The 17,577-nt window shown below is 52.9% G+C and carries 17 protein-coding genes; 7 read left to right on the top strand and 10 right to left on the bottom strand.

Features of this window, described 5'->3' with window-relative positions:
- Positions 1–84: 84 nt before the first annotated feature.
- The 5 genes from J0L72_08350 (at position 85) to J0L72_08330 (ending at position 6,125) form a co-directional block, all read left to right on the top strand.
- Complete coding sequence (locus tag J0L72_08350; protein MBN8690788.1) at positions 85–2,523, top strand: molybdopterin-dependent oxidoreductase; 2,439 nt, start codon at positions 85–87, stop codon at positions 2,521–2,523.
- On the top strand, positions 2,523–3,221 hold the full coding sequence (locus tag J0L72_08345; GenBank protein ID MBN8690787.1) for a 4Fe-4S dicluster domain-containing protein: 699 nt from the start codon (positions 2,523–2,525) through the stop codon (positions 3,219–3,221). Before J0L72_08350 ends, J0L72_08345 begins: the two co-directional genes overlap by 1 nt.
- Positions 3,218–4,366 carry a cytochrome c gene (locus J0L72_08340; GenBank protein MBN8690786.1) on the top strand — a complete coding sequence of 383 codons (1,149 nt, stop codon included), beginning with the start codon at positions 3,218–3,220 and terminating at the stop codon, positions 4,364–4,366. The genes J0L72_08345 and J0L72_08340 overlap by 4 nt, the downstream gene beginning before the upstream one ends.
- 84 nt (positions 4,367–4,450) lie before the next feature.
- Positions 4,451–4,915: a Rieske (2Fe-2S) protein gene (locus J0L72_08335; protein MBN8690785.1), complete on the top strand. Its 465-nt coding sequence runs from the start codon at positions 4,451–4,453 to the stop codon at positions 4,913–4,915.
- A 4-nt stretch (positions 4,916–4,919) separates the two neighbouring features.
- Positions 4,920–6,125, top strand: a complete 1,206-nt coding sequence (locus J0L72_08330) for a cytochrome bc complex cytochrome b subunit (GenBank protein ID MBN8690784.1) — start codon at positions 4,920–4,922, stop codon at positions 6,123–6,125.
- Here J0L72_08330 and J0L72_08325 read toward each other — a convergent pair.
- The 6 genes from J0L72_08325 to J0L72_08300 all read right to left on the bottom strand — a co-directional run bounded on the left by J0L72_08325 (position 6,109) and on the right by J0L72_08300 (position 10,182).
- On the bottom strand, positions 6,109–6,342 hold the full coding sequence (locus tag J0L72_08325; GenBank protein ID MBN8690783.1) for a hypothetical protein: 234 nt from the start codon (positions 6,340–6,342) through the stop codon (positions 6,109–6,111). The two genes, J0L72_08330 and J0L72_08325, sit on opposite strands and share 17 nt — an antisense overlap.
- Complete coding sequence (locus J0L72_08320) at positions 6,342–6,839, bottom strand: Rieske 2Fe-2S domain-containing protein (protein MBN8690782.1); 498 nt, start codon at positions 6,837–6,839, stop codon at positions 6,342–6,344. Before J0L72_08320 ends, J0L72_08325 begins: the two co-directional genes overlap by 1 nt.
- A 6-nt stretch (positions 6,840–6,845) precedes the next feature.
- Positions 6,846–7,451, bottom strand: a complete 606-nt coding sequence (locus J0L72_08315) for a 4Fe-4S dicluster domain-containing protein (protein MBN8690781.1) — start codon at positions 7,449–7,451, stop codon at positions 6,846–6,848.
- A 79-nt stretch (positions 7,452–7,530) separates the two neighbouring features.
- Positions 7,531–8,232 carry a Crp/Fnr family transcriptional regulator gene (locus J0L72_08310; protein MBN8690780.1) on the bottom strand — a complete coding sequence of 234 codons (702 nt, stop codon included), beginning with the start codon at positions 8,230–8,232 and terminating at the stop codon, positions 7,531–7,533.
- Between the two features lie 244 nt (positions 8,233–8,476).
- Positions 8,477–9,391, bottom strand: coding sequence for a PEP-CTERM sorting domain-containing protein (locus J0L72_08305; protein ID MBN8690779.1), 915 nt, complete (start codon positions 9,389–9,391; stop codon positions 8,477–8,479).
- Between the two features lie 47 nt (positions 9,392–9,438).
- Positions 9,439–10,182 carry an ankyrin repeat domain-containing protein gene (locus J0L72_08300; protein MBN8690778.1) on the bottom strand — a complete coding sequence of 248 codons (744 nt, stop codon included), beginning with the start codon at positions 10,180–10,182 and terminating at the stop codon, positions 9,439–9,441.
- A gap of 69 nt (positions 10,183–10,251) precedes the next feature.
- Between J0L72_08300 and J0L72_08295 the strand changes: the two genes are divergently transcribed.
- Positions 10,252–11,133, top strand: coding sequence for a hypothetical protein (locus tag J0L72_08295; GenBank protein MBN8690777.1), 882 nt, complete (start codon positions 10,252–10,254; stop codon positions 11,131–11,133).
- A gap of 699 nt (positions 11,134–11,832) precedes the next feature.
- Here the strand turns inward: J0L72_08295 and J0L72_08290 are convergent.
- The 4 genes from J0L72_08290 to J0L72_08275 all read right to left on the bottom strand — a co-directional run bounded on the left by J0L72_08290 (position 11,833) and on the right by J0L72_08275 (position 14,902).
- Positions 11,833–12,630: a DUF817 domain-containing protein gene (locus J0L72_08290; GenBank protein MBN8690776.1), complete on the bottom strand. Its 798-nt coding sequence runs from the start codon at positions 12,628–12,630 to the stop codon at positions 11,833–11,835.
- 286 nt (positions 12,631–12,916) lie between these two features.
- The gene (locus tag J0L72_08285) at positions 12,917–13,210 is read right to left on the bottom strand and encodes a hypothetical protein (protein MBN8690775.1); all 294 of its coding nucleotides are present in this window, start codon (positions 13,208–13,210) and stop codon (positions 12,917–12,919) included.
- Between the two features lie 192 nt (positions 13,211–13,402).
- Positions 13,403–13,846, bottom strand: coding sequence for a hypothetical protein (locus tag J0L72_08280; protein ID MBN8690774.1), 444 nt, complete (start codon positions 13,844–13,846; stop codon positions 13,403–13,405).
- A gap of 96 nt (positions 13,847–13,942) precedes the next feature.
- Positions 13,943–14,902, bottom strand: coding sequence for an alpha/beta hydrolase (locus tag J0L72_08275; protein ID MBN8690773.1), 960 nt, complete (start codon positions 14,900–14,902; stop codon positions 13,943–13,945).
- A gap of 175 nt (positions 14,903–15,077) precedes the next feature.
- On the opposite strand from J0L72_08275, the gene J0L72_08270 reads away from it, so the two are divergent.
- A partial coding sequence (locus J0L72_08270) for a hypothetical protein (protein MBN8690772.1) occupies positions 15,078–17,577 on the top strand: 2,500 nt, incomplete at its 3' end.

Here is a 17,577-nt window from a genome sequence, read left to right as displayed (position 1 = left end):
AGTTTTCATGATTTAGATCATAGAAAGCTTGTACTATGCGCCTCACACTAGTTGCTAGTGGCAATAGCCACGGAGCGACTACATATGGCAACTCGACACGCAGTCCCCGGCCGGTTTAAACAGCCCAAGCGCGATGAAAGTGTTCGCGTCGTGCGAACAACCGACAGCCCCAATTGCACGGGCGCCTGTGGGTGGCTAGCCACCGTCGTCAACGACGTTATTGTCGATCTCAAGCCGGCAGCCGACTATCCGTGTGAGGAATATAACCCACGCGGATGTCTGCGCGGGATGTCCATGACGCACTTGATTTACGGACCTGACCGAATCAAGCAACCCAAGATCCGTGTCGGAGAGCGTGGCGAAGGCAAGTGGCGAGATGCGTCATGGGATGAGGCACTGGACTACATCGCCTCCAAGATGATTTCGATTCGAGATCGTTTTGGGATGGAAAGTGTGCTCCTTTTCAACCAAGTTGTTGGGACGGGATATGTCCAAAAGGGTGCTCAAGTACGGATGGCATCGCTTCTCGGAATGTCATTCGCCACTGCCTATGACTTCAACGGCGACATCTCCATGGGGTTCACGCAGACAGTCGGAATTGACTGCGTGGAGTGCGAAACGAAGAGCTGGGCTCACTGCAAAACGGTGATACTTTGGTCGAGCAACGTCTTCCAGACCCGCATTCCTGATGCGAAATTCCTCACCAAGCACGCCAAAGAACGTAACAACTGCCAAATCGTCTGCATTGACCCGCGCTGCAGCCAAACCGCGAAAGGTGCTGACCTTTGGCTGCCGATTCACCCTGGTACGGATGGGCTGTTGGCACTGTCGCTCTGCCAAGTTCTCATCCAAGAGCAGTTTGTGAACTGGAAGTTCTTGGAAAAGTACACAGACATGGCGACGCTCGTTCGAGAGGACGACGGGATGCGACTCCGCGCCAGCGACGTGGGCTTGGGGACCGAGTCCGAGTTTGTTGTGTGGGACGAAGCGCAGGATGCTCTCTTTGTCCTCCCCATGGACTCCTTGAAACTTCCCGAGGGAGTTCGATTTGCTTTCCATGGCACTCGTGAGGTTGATATTCAGGGCCAGAAAGTGCGCGTTCGGCCTGCGTTTGAACTCGTGGAGGACGAAGTCTGCAAGCCGATGTACTCCCCAGAAAATGTCGCCAAAGACACGGATATTCCCGCGGAGACGATTCGCAAGCTCGCTCGCGATTTTGCCACCCAACGGCCAAGCTCCATCGTGATCGGGATGGGGGTCAATCACCGTCTTCACGGTGACCTCACCATCCGCTCCATCCTCCTTTTTGCCACCCTCGTCGGAGCCCACGGCAAACCCGGCGAATCTGTTTCGATCTACTCGGGTCAGCACCACTTCCGTTTGGATGTCTCTAGCTGGTGGTTCCCGAATGGCAAGCGACCAAACTCCGTCCCTATGCATTACTTCGTACTGGGCGGACCGACTTCCACGATCAATTCCAAGATCAAGTTTCCTACGGGCGGAATCAAGGGACTGATCGTCTCTCACGCTAACCCGCTGGTCACTGAGTTTTCAGGTCCCCTGCGTCAAGCGATTGATAACACCGAGCTTTTCGTGGCGATCGACTTCTCCATGTCCCCGACCTGCGAGTACGCCGACGTCGTGCTTCCCGCCCCGACGTTTTGGGAGAAAGTGGATCTGGTCGGGACGAGTTGTCACCCGTATTTGCAAGTCCAACAAGAAGTGGTGAAGCCGCAATATGGCAGCCGTACCGAGTTTTGGATGGCGAAAGAACTGGTGAAGCGCATTGATCCGACCAAACTCAAAGAAATCGACTTTGACGAGAAGGAAGTGATTGACCTCATGCTGCAGACGGGTGGGCCGGAAGTCGAAGGGATCACCGTTGATCAACTCGAGGCCGGGCCCGTCCGCCTCAAGGTGCACGATCCTGAATGCGGTCTCGATGAACAATTTCACGACGATAAGCTGTTTCCACCACGCGCCTATCCTTTCCCAGAGGGAGCCCAACGCGAGTTCCTCAAGACGGGCAGGATGGAGTTTTACAAGGAGGAAAGCTCCTATCAAAAACTTGGGGAAACGATTCCGCTCTATCGCCCCGCATTTGACCACCTCTCGGATCAAGATCAGCGGCAGCCTTTCAGCATTGTCACCCCTCACTCGAAGTGGCGCGTTCACTCGACCCACAGCAATAACCCGCTGCTTTTGAACGTGAACCGGAAGCCTGTCGTCGAAATCAACCCGAAAGATGCGGCGAAGAAGGGGATTCGCGATGGTGATCAGGTCGAGATTTTCAACGAAAATGGAAGTTATCAACTATGGGCGCTCGTGACCGAAGCGATCAAACCAGGGGTGCTTTGCGTGGACCACGCCTGGTGGGATCGGTATCTCGCGAGCGGGAAGTACCATGCCGTTCACTCTCACCAAAAAATCAAAGAAACCCACGAAACGTATTTCCTGCCCGCGGTCTATGCACCGGGTCAGCACTGGAAGGACACCAGAGTTGACATTAGGAAGGTGAAGTGATGGCCCGCTATTCGATGCTCATTGATTTAACACGGTGTATCGGTTGTGACGCTTGTACGCTGGCCTGCAAACAAGAAAACGGAACCCCCATGGATGTTTTCTTTGCGCGTGTGCTGAACGTGGAAGTCGGCACCTACCCGAATGTGAAGCGCGTTTACATCCCGGTGCTTTGCAATCATTGCGAAGACGCGCCTTGTCTCAAGTCTTGTCCGAACAAAGCCATTGTTCGCCGACCCGACGGCATTGTCGTGCTGGATCAAAATCGTTGCCGGGGAACAGGAGCTTGTGTCTCTGCTTGTCCCTACGGCAACATCTACCTATCCCGCGATGGAGACAAGTGGTATCTCAATCAAGACGAGCCTTATGAAAGGGACTACGTCAAACCGCGAATCGCGGAGGCGAAAGCGCGCAAATGCACCTATTGTGCGCACCGAGTAGACGAGGGGCTTGACCCCGCTTGCGTGGTGGCTTGCCCCACCACGGCGCGCATCTTTGGCGACCTCGATGAACCCGATAGTGTCATCAACCACTTCATCGCCGAACAACAAGAAAGGACGGGACGAATTCCGTTCAAACTCTTGCCCGAAGCGGGCACCAAGCCAGCAGGAATGTATCTCGGGGTCATGGCCGAGCAAAAGTCTTCTACCTTGGGCCAAGACGCCCCAATCCCCATGGAGTCTGAAGGAGGAAAGGCATGAACCGACTCTTCATCGCATTGATACTGGGCGTGGCGAGCGTGCTTTCTTTCGCCCAAAGTAGTCCAACTAAGCCACCCATAGCAGTTCCAAACGAACTCTATTCGACTTCAAATTGCATGGGTTGTCACGGGCAATCGGCGATGGGCGGCCTTGGTCCACCCATTGCCAAAACGAAGTTGGACATTGCCACGTTCATGCAGATCATTCGCAAGGGCAGAGGCATGATGCCAGCGACCACAACGGCCGACCTCTCCGACGCAGACGCCCAAAAGATATTTCAAGAAATTTTGGAAAAGCCCTATCAGGAGGATCAGGTCCCGCTCGCTTTCAAGGTCTCCCAGGTGTTGACGACGAGGAATGTCGGGCGAATCTTCCTGGGCGTTTCCGTGATCGCCTTCATGCTGGGACTTTGGAGGCTCGAAAAATGGGTCCGACCAACTGGCATCGGTCGTCTCTGGCCTCAAATCAAGAAATTTGGCGTGTTCAAGAGTGCGACCGTGGTCCTAGTGTCTTTGATTGTCGACGGGTTCTTGGTGGCCTCGCTCTGGAAAGACAACAAGCATCGCTGGTTCATGCATGGGCTGATGCTCTATGGGTTCTGCGGCTTATTGCTGGCCGATATCTTGATGGCCATCTACAACCCCGCGCGCGGAGACTTACCGTTCGAACACCCGCTGAAAGCCTTGCCGATCATCTCGGGCCTGATGCTACTCATTGGCATCATGTACGTCATGTACCGTTATCGCTCAGATCAGTACATCGATAATGGCCTTACCTTGAGTGGCGATTTCTTATTCGTCAATCTAATGTTCCATTCCGCGCTGGCGGGCTTCCTCACGCTGGGCGTGGCACGGATGAATCTGAGCGAGTGGGTGCTGACCATTTACATCTATCACCTGATTGTGGTGGCCCTCCTCATCCTCACCGCGCCGTTCTCCCGATTCCAACATGCGTGGGTCGTGCCTATCCTCGCTTCCATAACCCGGCTCACCGAGGCGGTGTCGGCCAGTGGGGTCGAGATTGGCTTTGACCGAGAGCCTTCACCCGGTCGCCACCACAAGTCGCAGGCCATCGTGGACAGCGTAATGGAGTCGCTGGGCCCAGACTACACGGATCAGAAGACGGTCCTCCGCTATTTCCCTTAAGGAGTTCTCATGAGCCATCAACCCAATAAAAAAGAATGTGAATGCTGCAAAGACCTAGGCAAATCACCCCTCGAACAAGAAGAAATGTCGCCCGGACGTCGGAAGATGCTCGGGGCGATTGTCGCGGTGATCAATGTCGGGATTGTGGGTGCCATCGTCGGCCCGGTGATGGGCTTCGTCACCTCCCCAATGAACCAGAGAGGAAAAAAAGGATGGGTGAAGATCGCCAGGATCGAAGAAATCCCGGACGGTCGCGCCACGGAAATCCGATACTCAATGCGGACTAAGGATGGCTACCACGTGGTGGATCGGGAGTACTCGATCTATGTCCGCCGTGATGGGGAACAAGTGATGTGCATTGATCCTGCTTGCACCCACCTTGGTTGTCGCGTGGAATATCAAGTAGATCGGGATCGCTTCTTGTGCCCTTGCCACGGAGGGGTTTTTGATAAGCATGGAGGCGTCGTCTCCGGTCCTCCGCCCAAGGGTCTCATTCGTCACCTCGTAAAAGTGGAGGGCGGCAACATCTTGCTCCATCGAGAGGTTTAATTCCATGGCAAGAACACCTTTACCCATAAAAGAACATACGATCTCCCCTGAAGAGCGCGCCGATGAAACCCGGGTGACGACTCATCCAGAAGAAGAACTTAGACTCGCGCGACCCAGTTTGCGAGACTGGTTAGACCTGCGGTTGGGATGGTATGGGTTCGTTCGAAAGAATCTTGACGAACCCATGCCCCCTGGCGTCGGATGGTGGCAAACGCTCGGAAACTTGCTCATGACGCTTCTGGCGTTCCAATTCATCACCGGGTTTGCCTTGGCGATGTACTACTCTGCAAGCCCTGAAACCGCGTACGACAGCGTAAAGCACATCAACACCGAAGTTCCGCTCGGCAACTTTGTGCGTGGACTTCACGTCTGGGGATCGACATTGATCGTGATGGCGGTTGTGGCTCACACGTTGCGGGTGTTCTTCTGGGGAAGCTATAAGAAACCTCGAGAACTGACGTGGCTTGTAGGCGTCTTCATTTTTCAAGTCATCCTCGCCTTTTCCTTTACCGGCTACCTGTTGCCTTGGGACCAAAAGGCATATTGGGCGACCGTGGTCGGAACGCGAATTGCAGCCACGATTCCGTTTGTCGGAGATGCTTTGCTCTACTTGGTTCGTGGTGGCGCGGAAGTTGGCTCACTAACGCTTACCCGGTTTTATGCGCTTCACGTCATGGCGCTCCCGGCCGCTCTTATCGGCCTCATGGGGATCCACCTTTACTTGGTCCGCCGGCACCACATTGCGGGCCCAGTTTTGCCACGTCGCGGAAAACCGGTTCCGTTTTATCCGGATCAGTTGTTCAAAGATGCAGTCGTGCAGCTCGTGGGCGTCGGGTTTCTGGTCTATCTGGCGTTGGCGTTCAAACCAGCCTTGGAAGCCGTCGCCAACCCAACCCAAGTCGAGTTCGCCCCCCGCCCGGAATGGTACTTCTTGGGACTTTATGAACTCTTGAAGATCATGCCGTCCGGGTGGGAATTGGTCGCCACATTCGTCGTTCCCACTGGGGTCACCCTGGGAATGATTTTCCTCCCATGGCTCGACCGGTCGGAATCAAGGCACCCAGCTCGGCGTCAGTGGGTCATTGTCACCGGCATCGGGATCATTTTGATGATTGGTCTGCTCACGCTGAAGGGCATTCTGGAAACGCCCCCGCCGCACCACAGCGCGCCCGCCGATCTTAAGGCCACAAAGACTAGCGATAGTTCATGAGTCGCTTTGTGCCGATCAACATCCAAACGTTGACGGCACAAAGCACGATGCTCACAATGGCGGCTGGGAGAACCATTTCTGTTCTTCCAGCCAAAATCTTTTCGAGGATCATCACAAACAGCCAAAGCTGGATGAGAAACAATATCATCGCAAACAGCAAAAAACCGACGAAGACGACTGCTTTTTGGCGACGGCGATGGAATTGCGGCGTATTCACTAGTGGTCACCTTTGATTGCACCAGTCGCCCAGATTTCGCTACCGCGAACTTCGATCTTAACTTGGGGAAGGGGGTGCGGCGGCGGACCTTGAACCACGCTACCGTCGTCCAAGGAAAAAGCACCGTTGTGGCATGGGCAGTAGAGGAGCTCACGCTCGTTCTTGACTTCGTACTCCACGGGGCAAGAAAGGTGAGTGCACCGCCGTTTGAAGGCAACAAATTCGCCGTCCTGCTTCCTGACTAGAATGCACAGATCACCAGGTCGCGGGAAGCTGAAAGCCAGGGCGGAACCGGGCTTCAAATCTTCAGTCGAGCATATCTTTGCGGCCTCAAACTTGATTTCCTCCCTCGGAATTTGGGCGTAAGCTGCCAGTGCTGCCGTGCCAACGGCTACACCACCACTTGCTAACGTGAGAAACTTGAAGAACTCACGTCGGGTCACAAAGTGGTCGTCTTCCCACTCAATCGGAAAATCTTCTTTCAGCTTGTCGTTCATGTTGGTTTAGCGCTCCACTTGTCGCACGGCGGTCAGAAGGTCAGACCGGCGAACGACGGCATTCGGCTTGACTGCGAGCCGTTTTGTCCCTTGAGGCATCATTAGATGAACCTTGGTGGTGATCTTCTTAAGGCCAAAAATGAACTCGTTAATTGGAGTTCCTGAGCGTTCGGCGGCGAGCTCTTCGGGCGTCCCATAAAACAGAGCGCCGGATGGGCACACGGTAGCACACATGGGTTTCAGTTCGATGGAAGTACGGTCGTAGCACATGTCGCACTTCATCATCTGGTCCACCTCCACGTCATATTTCGGAACACCGAATGGGCAGGCGAAAACGCAGTTCGTGCATCCGATACATCGCGGCTTAAGCGAGCTTTGCACCACGCCGTCGGGGGTTTTCTTGATTGCATCCGCCGGGCAAACCATCGCGCAGGCGGGCTCATCGCAATGCATGCAGATGATCGGCGTTGTCTGCACGGTATCGGCGCGCTGTACTTGCTCCAAGTGAATCATCGAGACGCCCGGGTGCGTGTCGCACTCGGCACACGCCTGAACGCAGGCATTGCAACCGATGCACCGACTTGGGTCTAAGTAGAACTGCCGCTCACTCACAATGAGAATGGTTGCACGGCGACAGACCACGCGCCATGATATCCGTCATAGTTCATGACACCCAGGTAAATCGTTGAACCTAACGCACAGCCTGAAGCAATTTGTCCAGGTCCTTCACAAGGATGTGCCGCGCTTGGGTTTCGATCCACTGTTGCTTCTGCCAACGGCTAATGATGCGGATCGTGGACTCTACGGTCGTACCAGCGAGTTCAGCAATCTCTTGCCTCGTGAGAGGAACATCCAACAAGATTCCCTCTGGGAGCTCTCGCCCAAACGACCGCGTGAGTACGAGAAGCACCGCCGCCACGCGTTGCTCAACCGTCCCTACTGAGAGGTGGGCGATGAGGTCGAATGACTGTCTTAGCCGGTGCGCAGTGCGCTTGAAAACCTGTTCTTTCAAAACGACGTTCTTCTCATAGACCGGCAAAAAGCCTGCCTTCGGCACTTTGAGATACCAGGATCCGGTGATCGCTTTGGCTGACTGCGGGCACCCTGTGCCATCGATGGCCCCTAACAAACCGAACACGTGCCCGGGCCCCATGATTTCCGTCGTGATCTCCTGATGGCTTGGCCCCACTGTAGTCATCTTAATAAAACCAGTACCAACGACGCCAAAAAAAGAGACACTGCTACCGCTAAGCCAAATCGTCTCGCCCTTCTCGGCATGTGCCATCCGAGAGTTCACCACAAGCTCCCCGACCTGTTCATCTGTGAGGCCTCCCAGCAGCGTGCTGCTCAAGAAGACCTCCCGGCGCGACGGCGCTTCTACTTGCTCAGACATGGAATGAGTTTGGCAGATTAGTCAAGCGCATATTCAGACCACATTGCCGCAATTGAGCTCATTTCTTGTCTCTCCAAGGTCTCTCTAACGCGGTGGAAAAATGTGGACATTTAGGTTCAACGACGGACGAACGGCCTAGTTCGTTGAACCTAATAAATGTCAGTCCTAAGGAGGGCGTCGGGGGTTCGATTCCCTCCGGGGCCGCCAATTTACGCCCCACTACGCTGCTTCCAACCCGTGAAGACTACTTCTGCCTTCGGCGGAGCAGGGCAAGAACCGCAACACCGAGCCCCAGCATCGCACTTGGTTCTGGAGCAACAACAACAACCATCGCGGATGGCGTCGTCATTTGCGTTGCACTGATTCGGTTGAGCCCACGATAGAGGTTCGTAGTGGGATGCTTAGCGTAGCTTTGGATAATCGCGCCACCGGCAGTCATGCCAAGACCCCAAGCCGAACTGCCGTGCCCAGCGGCAGCGTCAATAGCAGAGGTCCAGGCGGTACCTAACGGAACGGTGCCTGTTGCTACGGCCATGGAGGTCGAATTCACCGAAACCATTTCTCCCGTCGCTCCTAGGCCCAAAATAAAGCCACCGGTAGAGCCCAATCCGCTTCGAATCACAGTTGTCCCAGAAATTGCCTCTTCAGCCGCAGTTATTCCTGGTGTCCATCGAAGCACTCGGCCACTGGTGCTTTCGACGGCAAACACCTTTCCGTTAACGTCTGATGCAATTCCAGACCACGGCCCAACAACGGAACCATTATGGATTGACTGTGAAGTGCTTGTCTGAATGTTTGTGATCCTGCCCACTGCTGATGTGGAGACCGATCCAATCGTCCGGAAATAGGTCGAACCAATGAAAGTAGAGTCGCCTGAGTTGGCAAATACGACGCTGGTGAACAGGTGTGTGCCGGTGTTGTAGTTGAAAGCGCTAGTGCCATTGACATGCTCAACAACCACCATATTGTTGGCTTGGTCCAAGCTGATCGCCTTTGGACCGTCGAGAAATGCCTGGCCGAACGATCCAAGATAGACGCCCGTGTCGCCGTCGTAGCGATGGACACAGTCCTCGGCAAAGTCAGTGACCAAAATCAGGTCAAACGACGCAAACGAGAATGCCGAAGCACAAACCGTAGCCACGCAAAGAAAACAGCGCATGCCTTAGTATAAGGGATTCTTGCGAAATCTGTATAAACAACGACCGTCTACGGCTCCAATGTGGCGAGAGCTGCCTGGATTTCTGGCTCCAGATCAATACCGTCGTAGCTCGTCTGAGTGATCGAACCATTCTCTACCATCAGGCGCAGAGTCAAGGGATCTTCGATCGCGATCATGATCGCGGGTACGCCCGTGGTCATTCGGACATTTGGATTTGCGCCATGATCCAGAAGAAGTTCGACCATCGCCCGGAGTTTTGCGCGACCATCTTCGCCCCGCGTCCCCACCAGAGTGAGCAACAGCGAACTCAGCAGTGGGTCCCCAAAAGAGGACTTGCCGTTAACGTCCGCGCCGCGGTCGATGAACATCTTCATCGCCTCACAGTTGCCTGCCGTCATGGCTTCCTGGAGCGGCGTTACCTTCAGGAACGAAGGCTTGTTGAAGTCGGCCCCGTGCTCCAGCAGACACGCCACGATTTCGTTCTTGTTTTCTGATGCAGCGAGTCCTAATGGCAGTTGCTTCATCGAAATCAGATTCGGATCTGCTCCTCGTTCCAAAAGCAACTTCACGTTCTCAAGTCGCCCCTCTTGGACAGCAGCATTCAACGCCGTCAAGCCCATGAATCCCGGCAGGTTGACCTCCACTCCTTTGTCGATCCACGCGCGGAGTTTTCCGATATCCGCGTTGCCAGCCGCATCAATGAATTTGTGTTGTGGTCGGGACTCTATCCAGAGGAATCCCAGCCCACCGACCGCAGCCACAGCGATGAGAGCAATAATCCAAGGAGGCATTTCGGGATTATGCCCTAGCGCAACAGATTCAGGACTCTTCGGATCGTTTAAACTTGAAGGGCCAATAAGATGAAAGAGCCGATCCGAGAAGAGGACCTACCCAAAGCCTGGACAAAGCCCAGGAAGCACGCTCGGATGCACATCCTCCGCGCGCACAAGGCGTCGAAGGCGGTGATCATTCGGCGCAAGCCCAGCAAGGTTTTCCACATCATTTCGTGGGACACCACAACGGATGAATTGGTGCACGGATCGTGGTTCAAGGGAGGACTCTTCCCTTATTATTGCGATCTTTCTTGGGACGGCGAATGGATGGTCTACTTCGCCATGGGGTCAAAGGGCGCGGCTTGGACCGGGATTTGTAAACCGCCACAGCTGAAAACGGTGCTCGATTCTTCTGATAGTAGCATGTACACTGGTGGCGGGTATTTCTCAAGCGAAAAAACCTTACATTCAAACGACTTTGACAGTGCGATGCGTCGCATAAGGAATTTTTTTGGTCTAGAGAATGACCCTTTCAAAATCTTGCCGCTTGATTGGAGCGTTTATGGAAATGATATCCTTTCCTTAAGGTTAAAACGAGACGGTTGGCAGCAAGAAGGAACCTCAGATAATTGGGTCGGTATCCGTCTAAAGCATTCGGGCTATGCCTTATTTTGCCCGGACAATCCGGGCTGGTCATGGCAACCCACAAAGCAACATCCCATACTTCGCATGTTCTACCGCGGCTACTTGGTTGGGGGATATAGGTTCGAATTCCAATTAGAAGGCTCTGACCTTCTTGGACCGGAAGTGGACTGGGCGACTTGGGATGCCAAAGGAGACCTGCTTGTAGCCAGGAATAGCGCGATCGAGCGGTATACACTGAATGCTCTGGAGACGGGCGTTCCCGACTTTCGCTGCGACCTCGAACACCTCACCCCTCCCGATAAGCCGACAAAATTAGCGCGCTAGAAGTTCGGCGAAAGATCAGGACATAGACCTCTTGAGATCTCTCATTTCGACGTAAGCCGAGCGATTGCCCTACTCCCAATCATTGCGATCTCACGGGTCTCGCTGGCGAAAACTTCGATTGAGCTCATGCTTCCGCCGCCGACATTGGTGGCGAGGATGCCGGTGTTCAAAACGCCCTTCCCGCACCTTGAAACAGGTTCAAATGAACCTATTGTTTGACCAAAATATTCAGTGTTTTCTCTCGGGTTTCTATAGAAAACTCTCAGTAAACATATGAAAACTGTCAGTAAACACATGAAAACTCTCAGTAAACACATGAAAACTGCGAGTAAACACATGAAAACTGTGGGTAAACACATGAAAACTCCCGGTAAACACATGAAAACTCTCAGTAAACACATGAAAACCGTGAGTAAACACATGAAAACAGAGAGAAAACAATAGAAAACTCTCGGTAAACACTATTTCTCGCGGGGAGGCAATGAGTTCATTTAGAGGTTTGTTATCGAACCGCCGAGCCGCCACGTGACACCCAAATCCCCCTACCATTCTCCTCCGCTCTGCCGAGACATTTAGGGGCTGGAGCCGGCTACCCGGCACTGCCTCCTCCCCAAACTCTCACCACAAGTCCAATTACTCCAAAACCAGCGTGACGGTCAGCACCTAAACCGGTGTTCACGAACCGGCAGCTGTGAAGAGTCAGGCGACGCCGAATGCGTCTTCGCGCTCGGGTTCGCGCAGATTCCGAGGAGTGAATTCGTGCTTCAGCGCGGCCACGATGCAAAAACTGACGATCACCATCAGTATCCAAGAGCTTAGCTTGCCTGCGTCAACCCAAGTCCATACATCGCGCTGATACGGGTATTGCCACGCCTTCAGGAGGGTGCAAATCTGCTCGGCCACCCACACGAAAAATCCGATCAGGACGAACGCGACTACGATTGGCATTCGCCGGCGTAGGCCCGGCAGCGTTGTAAACTCCAGCGAACTTCGCGAGAAGACCGCGAGAACAAGTCCAAAAATCCACCACCGAACGTCGCCAAACAATCGCGCAGAAAAGAAGTTTGCGTAGATGGCGAGGCTGACCAAAACTAGCCATGGCCATTTCGGGAGGTTCTGCATGGTGAGTTCGAATCTTCGCCAGCCCTGAATCATGTAACTCGCCACGCTGGCGTACATGAACCCACTGTAGAGAGGAACGCCAGCGATTTTGAACCCGTCGTCGGGGTAAGTCCAGGAGCCGTGCCCCACTTTGTAGATCTCCAGACCGAGTCCGATCAGGTGGAAAGCCGCGATGGTCCAGGCTTCTTTGGGTGTCTCGATTCCGGTCCGAATCAGATAAATCTGGAATCCGAGGGCAAGCAGAAAGAGGGCGTCGTATCTTGGGAGTCCGAACGTGGTGAAAAGGGTCAGACCCATCGCCGCGAAGAGGAAAAGGGGGAAAAGAGAGCATTGAAGCTCTCTCCACACAAACAGTTTCACTTCGCGAAGAAACACTGCTCATTTCAAGCAGATCAGACAGGAAATCGTTCCTAGTTGGGCTTATTCGTGCCGATTATGGATTCTCATCGCGTCATGTTTGTGGTGTAGCCAAGAAGCTCCAACTGTCGCAAATCCATTGGAGTCTCAAACTCCCTCAACTTGACTCGTCGAGATAAGAGGCTGCGATGATTCCGAGACGGTCGCCCGCTAAGTGATCGAATTTGAAAATGAGAACGTAGTTGCTAATAGGATTTCAATCCACATGGATAAACCGCTCTGGCTCATACACGCATTAGGTGATTCACCACGCAAGAATGAGCCAAATGGATCCCAATCCAACGCATGCACAAGCGAACAACATATACCAACTGTGCTTGCGACCAGTGATCCAGTAGTATGCGACCCAGATCAGCAAAGATATGCAAATCGTTGCTTGCAGTGGCCGAATGAATAGCTCGTGCTGGTTCCAGCCTTCCCATGCGGCTCGGGTGTGATTGAAATCGCCCGGTGGACTCTTTGATTCTCCTAACAGGCGATCTGCATAAGCCAGATAGAGGATTGCTGGCCCAGTCAACAGAAGAAACTCGATTGCCATCAGCGCGATTCGCAAACGACGGAGTCTTTTTCTTGGCTTTGAGTTTCTGCTATACATGACACCTGCTACCATGACTAGTTTGGGGCTCTATGTTTTAGATTTGAATCTGCGCCTCTATATGAGATTGTGCACTCGGCGAAAGCGCAGATGCAACTATTGCCTGCAATTAGAGTGTATCCGGAAGAGGAAGTCCTACTTAGAATTACGATTTCCGAGTTGCTTCAAAACGTCGCTCTTGCTACCGCGAAACACGATAAGGTGCCAATCGCTTGCGACATCCTTATACGAAGTTATCCAGAATCTCTCGATCCCATCCTCTGGAACACTCTTGTCATCTAGTCCAAATATTGGATATTCCCCATCTCTGGTGCGGCACTTCAGCTTTATACTTGGTTCCAACATGAAGTCTAGTTTTGCAGATGCACGATTGAACGGGACAACAATCTCGTTCGTATTATTTGGGAAAGACTTCTTAACATTTTGAATAATAGTAAACCCTTGATTTTCCACAGGATAGTAGTTTTTCTGGGTCAAATCAAATACCACACATCGATCGGTGTTGCCGTTGCAACCGACAGCAGCGCCAGATATTGCGACGGATACGGCGGCGCTCCACCAACTACTTTTTTTAAACATTATCACAACTCTCTTCGTGCAAATTCTGGCCCTTGATAGAACTCACTCACTATGTCCTTCTTTCACTTCGGCAATCTTCAATCCCTTCCCATCCTATCACAAAAACTTCATGTGCCGGAGCCATCGCTCGAGCAAGTTCGGCCAGTCGCCAACGGGCATGGTGCCCTTTCTCAATCCAAACGCATGCCCGCCGTGCGAGAACATGTGGAGCTCGACCGGCACCTTTGCTTCTTGCAGCGCGAGGAAGTAGCTCAGCGAGTTGCGCGGATCATCGACCGGGTCGTCCTGCGATTGAACCAAGAATGTTGGTGGTGTGTCCTTGGTCACCTTGATGTTTGGGTTCAGGGTCAAGCCCTCGCGCTTTGCTGCCGAGCCTTGCCCCACTTCGCTCCCTGGCGAAAGATGCCCCGGATACAGCGGAACGGCAAAGTCTGGCCGGCAACTGATGTCGTCGATGGAATCCTGGCGGGGATAAGACCTTTTGTTGAACCGGGTGCTGACTGCCGCAATCAAATGCCCCCCAGCCGAGAAGCCGATCACGCCGATCTTTTTGGGATCGATGTTCAGCGCTTTGGATTTTGATCGGACCAGACTGATCGCTCGTTGGGCATCTTGCAGGGCCTGAAGCGACTCGTGATATCTCCCGACCTTTGGCGTCGGTACGCGGTACTTCACTAAGATTGCGGTGATGCCGATGGAGTTCAGCCATTCGCAGATTTCGCTCCCTTCCAGGTCAATCGCGAGGAGGTTGTATCCGCCTCCCGGATATACGATCATTGCGGTTTTGGTCACCGATCGGGTGGGCTTATAGACGGTCAATGTGGGCGTCGAAACGTTATTGACCACGTACCAAGGCTTCCCACCGACCGGCTTATCGGTGACATGAATCAGAGATTCGGGCTCGGAGAGTTTCACCGGGCTTGGGATCTTGCCAGACCATAGGTTGACCTGGGTTCTGCCCTGCCCCGGGTTCCAGACTTCCGGCGCCTTTGGCGCACTTCCATTTCCCGAACTCCCGGATGCGAGTAGCATCACCGCCATCAGTGTTAGATTCACTTCTCACCCGCCGTTGATGTTGCTGTGGTCATCGAAGATCATGTTACTTGGCATCCGCCGGTAGCTTTTCTCATGACCGTCACAAACAAGGGAAAGAGAGTGTGATTCTGGGTCACCGATTGTAATGTCGCGCCGGGTGTTATCTAAACATAAATTTGCCAGTGTAAGATAAACAGTGGATCGCGCAAAATCGCTTGCCTGGCTAATCGGCTTAACAGGCGTTGCACTTGTCGCAACTGGGAACCCGAGCTTATTGGGCACCGATGGTGCGGCTGGCACCCAAGTACTGGCAGGTCTTAGCCTAAATGTGGCCAGCTCGTTCGTCGAAAGGGTTTTCAGAAAGAACAAGAGCGCGAAGGACTGGCTCATCAATGGGCACATGGCCCATCTCATCATTCTCACTCTCAGTGCACTCATAGAAACATATTCCACCGATAAGAATGACAAGAGATTCTCTGTCGCAGCCAAAAAACTCCGCGACTTACATCCAAGGTTCCTGGCCACGCTCGCCGAAGATGTCGACTCCATAAATACTGATGAACTACCACGTCACGTCAATAAGTCATCGGTGTCTATTCGAAATGAGCCCTGCGGGGAGGTGGTGCAGTGGATCGAACTCCTTAAATACATCTTCACGGAGTTTGAGGGCGGCCAAGCAACACAAGTACTCAACGAAGACGAGCTAGTTAGACTTGCAGAGTACATTCGGAAGAACTATCTCAACTCGCTCCTCGACGTCGCGGCAGAAAAGCCCGAGTTTGCTCATAAGCTCCTCTTCAAGATGATTGGGACAGGATTTGAAGCCCAAGCCAAAGAACTTGAGAGCATCTCCAAGGCTATCGAGGAGCGACAGCAGCCACTCTTTACCATTCCCGAAGATCCTGGTGCGAATCGCTTCTTCGATTTTGCGCACGAATATGTTTCGTTTCGGGGCCGCGATGAGGAGATCAAAAGGGTGGGCGCGTTTCTTAAGGGTAAACCGGGACTTTCCTGGTGGAGGATTGCAGGACCGGGTGGCGCAGGAAAAAGTCGATTCGCACTGCACCTCGTTCATCTCGCTCGTCTTGAGGGCTGGGTCAGTGGATTTGTGGGGCAGCTCACAGATGACACATATCAAGATTTTGCAAAATGGACCCCGGCCCACGACACCTTTCTGATTTTCGACTACGCCGTCGACAAGCCTGAACTTACTCGAAGATTTCTAAATTATCTTGCCTTGTCCGAAGAGAAATTCAAGCGAGCTGGAGTGCGCGTCAGAGTTCTCCTTCTCGCCCGTGAAGCGACTTCATTGCGCTGGTCAATGGTCTTGAATTCCGAGGCTATGCGCACTCTTGAGCCAAAACTTTATCAAGAACCTGGACACGAAGAGGATGGTGTATTCAATTCCAGTAAGCTCGATCTATCCGGCACAATTCTCGTTTTGCCCGAAATGTCCAATCAAGAGCTACTTTGGATCAGTTTGGAATGTTGGCAAAAGCGGTTTGAAAACGAGGAATTCCCTCTTGAAGAGGCCGAGCTCATGATCGAAAATCTCCGAAAATTGGGGCTTACCAATCTACCGCTGTATGTTCTCTTCGCAACAATTGGCCTGCACGAAGGTAGAACAGCCTACAAAGGCAAAGAAGAACTCACAGAAATAATGGTTCGCCGTCAATTCGATTCTTGGGCGAACGCCAACCTCACTCCGCAGGAATACAACCTTGCCATGTATGCCTCGGTTGTCGGAAAAGCAACGCGGCAACAAGCGCTCGAAGCCGCACATGAACTTGGCTTTAATGATCTTTTCCCAACATCCATCTCGAATCCAAATTTAGCTAGTCTAAATTCCCTGCAGGAGGATGTTACAGCTCCAGTGGGGCAAGAAGTCTTTGGACTGAGTCCCGACGTAATTGCTGAATGGATGGTCCTTTCGCGACTTCGAGACGTTATGCGCCCGATGCTCACGGATCGGGCGTTGACGGATGCAGAGAATATTTGGAAGGTTGCTCAGGCTAATCCGAACTTTGACGCATTTCTTTACCGCGTTTGGGAGTCCTTTGGTGATCTAACCAAGGATACTGCTATAGAGCGTGATCTGTCCGACGCACAACGATTGATCCAGTTGGCGGTAATCCTAGAAATAGAATCAGAGGCGGGGCAGGAAATATCGGATAGTCAGCTGAAAATGCTCAGTGCGTGCCTACACAACTGTCAAGATCAAGATGCGGTTCTAATCGGAGCATCGGTGACCGTCAATGTCGTCGGCCGAGCTAATTTCTCAACGTCAAAACTCATTGTTATCTTAGACAACCTTAAAGAACATGAGTCCAACCCAGAAATGCAACTTGTGTATGCAAAGGGGCTATTCAATGCGATTCACGAGAAGCGCTCGACGATGGAGGAAATCCAGAACCACCTGGAATCGTTGAAAAACCTCAAAGAACGTGAGTCCAACCCAGAACTCCAACTTCAGTTTGCAATGGGGCTAGTCAATGCGATTCACGAGAAGCGCTCGACGATGGAGGAAATCCAGAACCACCTGGAATCCTTAAGAAACCTCAAAGAACGTGAGTCCAACCCAGAACTCCAACTTCAGTTTGCAATGGGGCTAGTCAATGCGATTCACGAGAAGCGCTCGACGATGGAGGAAATCCAGAACCACCTGGAATCCTTAAGAAACCTCAAAGAACGTGAGT

Source organism: Armatimonadota bacterium (assembly GCA_017303935.1).
Classification (GTDB): Bacteria; Armatimonadota; Fimbriimonadia; order Fimbriimonadales; family Fimbriimonadaceae; genus JAFLBD01.
Note: the sequence above shows the minus strand (reverse complement) of the source record. Positions and strands in the feature narration are given on the sequence as shown.

Coding starts and splice junctions, on each gene's coding strand:
- J0L72_08310 (MBN8690780.1), bottom strand. CDS start 8,232: ATGTCTGAGCAAGTAGAAGCGCCGTCGCGCCGGGAGGTCTTCTTGAGC.
- J0L72_08335 (MBN8690785.1), top strand. CDS start 4,451: ATGTCGCCCGGACGTCGGAAGATGCTCGGGGCGATTGTCGCGGTGATC.
- J0L72_08285 (MBN8690775.1), bottom strand. CDS start 13,210: ATGGCAATCGAGTTTCTTCTGTTGACTGGGCCAGCAATCCTCTATCTG.
- J0L72_08320 (MBN8690782.1), bottom strand. CDS start 6,839: ATGAACGACAAGCTGAAAGAAGATTTTCCGATTGAGTGGGAAGACGAC.
- J0L72_08345 (MBN8690787.1), top strand. CDS start 2,523: ATGGCCCGCTATTCGATGCTCATTGATTTAACACGGTGTATCGGTTGT.
- J0L72_08340 (MBN8690786.1), top strand. CDS start 3,218: ATGAACCGACTCTTCATCGCATTGATACTGGGCGTGGCGAGCGTGCTT.
- J0L72_08305 (MBN8690779.1), bottom strand. CDS start 9,391: ATGCGCTGTTTTCTTTGCGTGGCTACGGTTTGTGCTTCGGCATTCTCG.
- J0L72_08350 (MBN8690788.1), top strand. CDS start 85: ATGGCAACTCGACACGCAGTCCCCGGCCGGTTTAAACAGCCCAAGCGC.
- J0L72_08295 (MBN8690777.1), top strand. CDS start 10,252: ATGAAAGAGCCGATCCGAGAAGAGGACCTACCCAAAGCCTGGACAAAG.
- J0L72_08300 (MBN8690778.1), bottom strand. CDS start 10,182: ATGCCTCCTTGGATTATTGCTCTCATCGCTGTGGCTGCGGTCGGTGGG.
- J0L72_08280 (MBN8690774.1), bottom strand. CDS start 13,846: ATGTTTAAAAAAAGTAGTTGGTGGAGCGCCGCCGTATCCGTCGCAATA.
- J0L72_08330 (MBN8690784.1), top strand. CDS start 4,920: ATGGCAAGAACACCTTTACCCATAAAAGAACATACGATCTCCCCTGAA.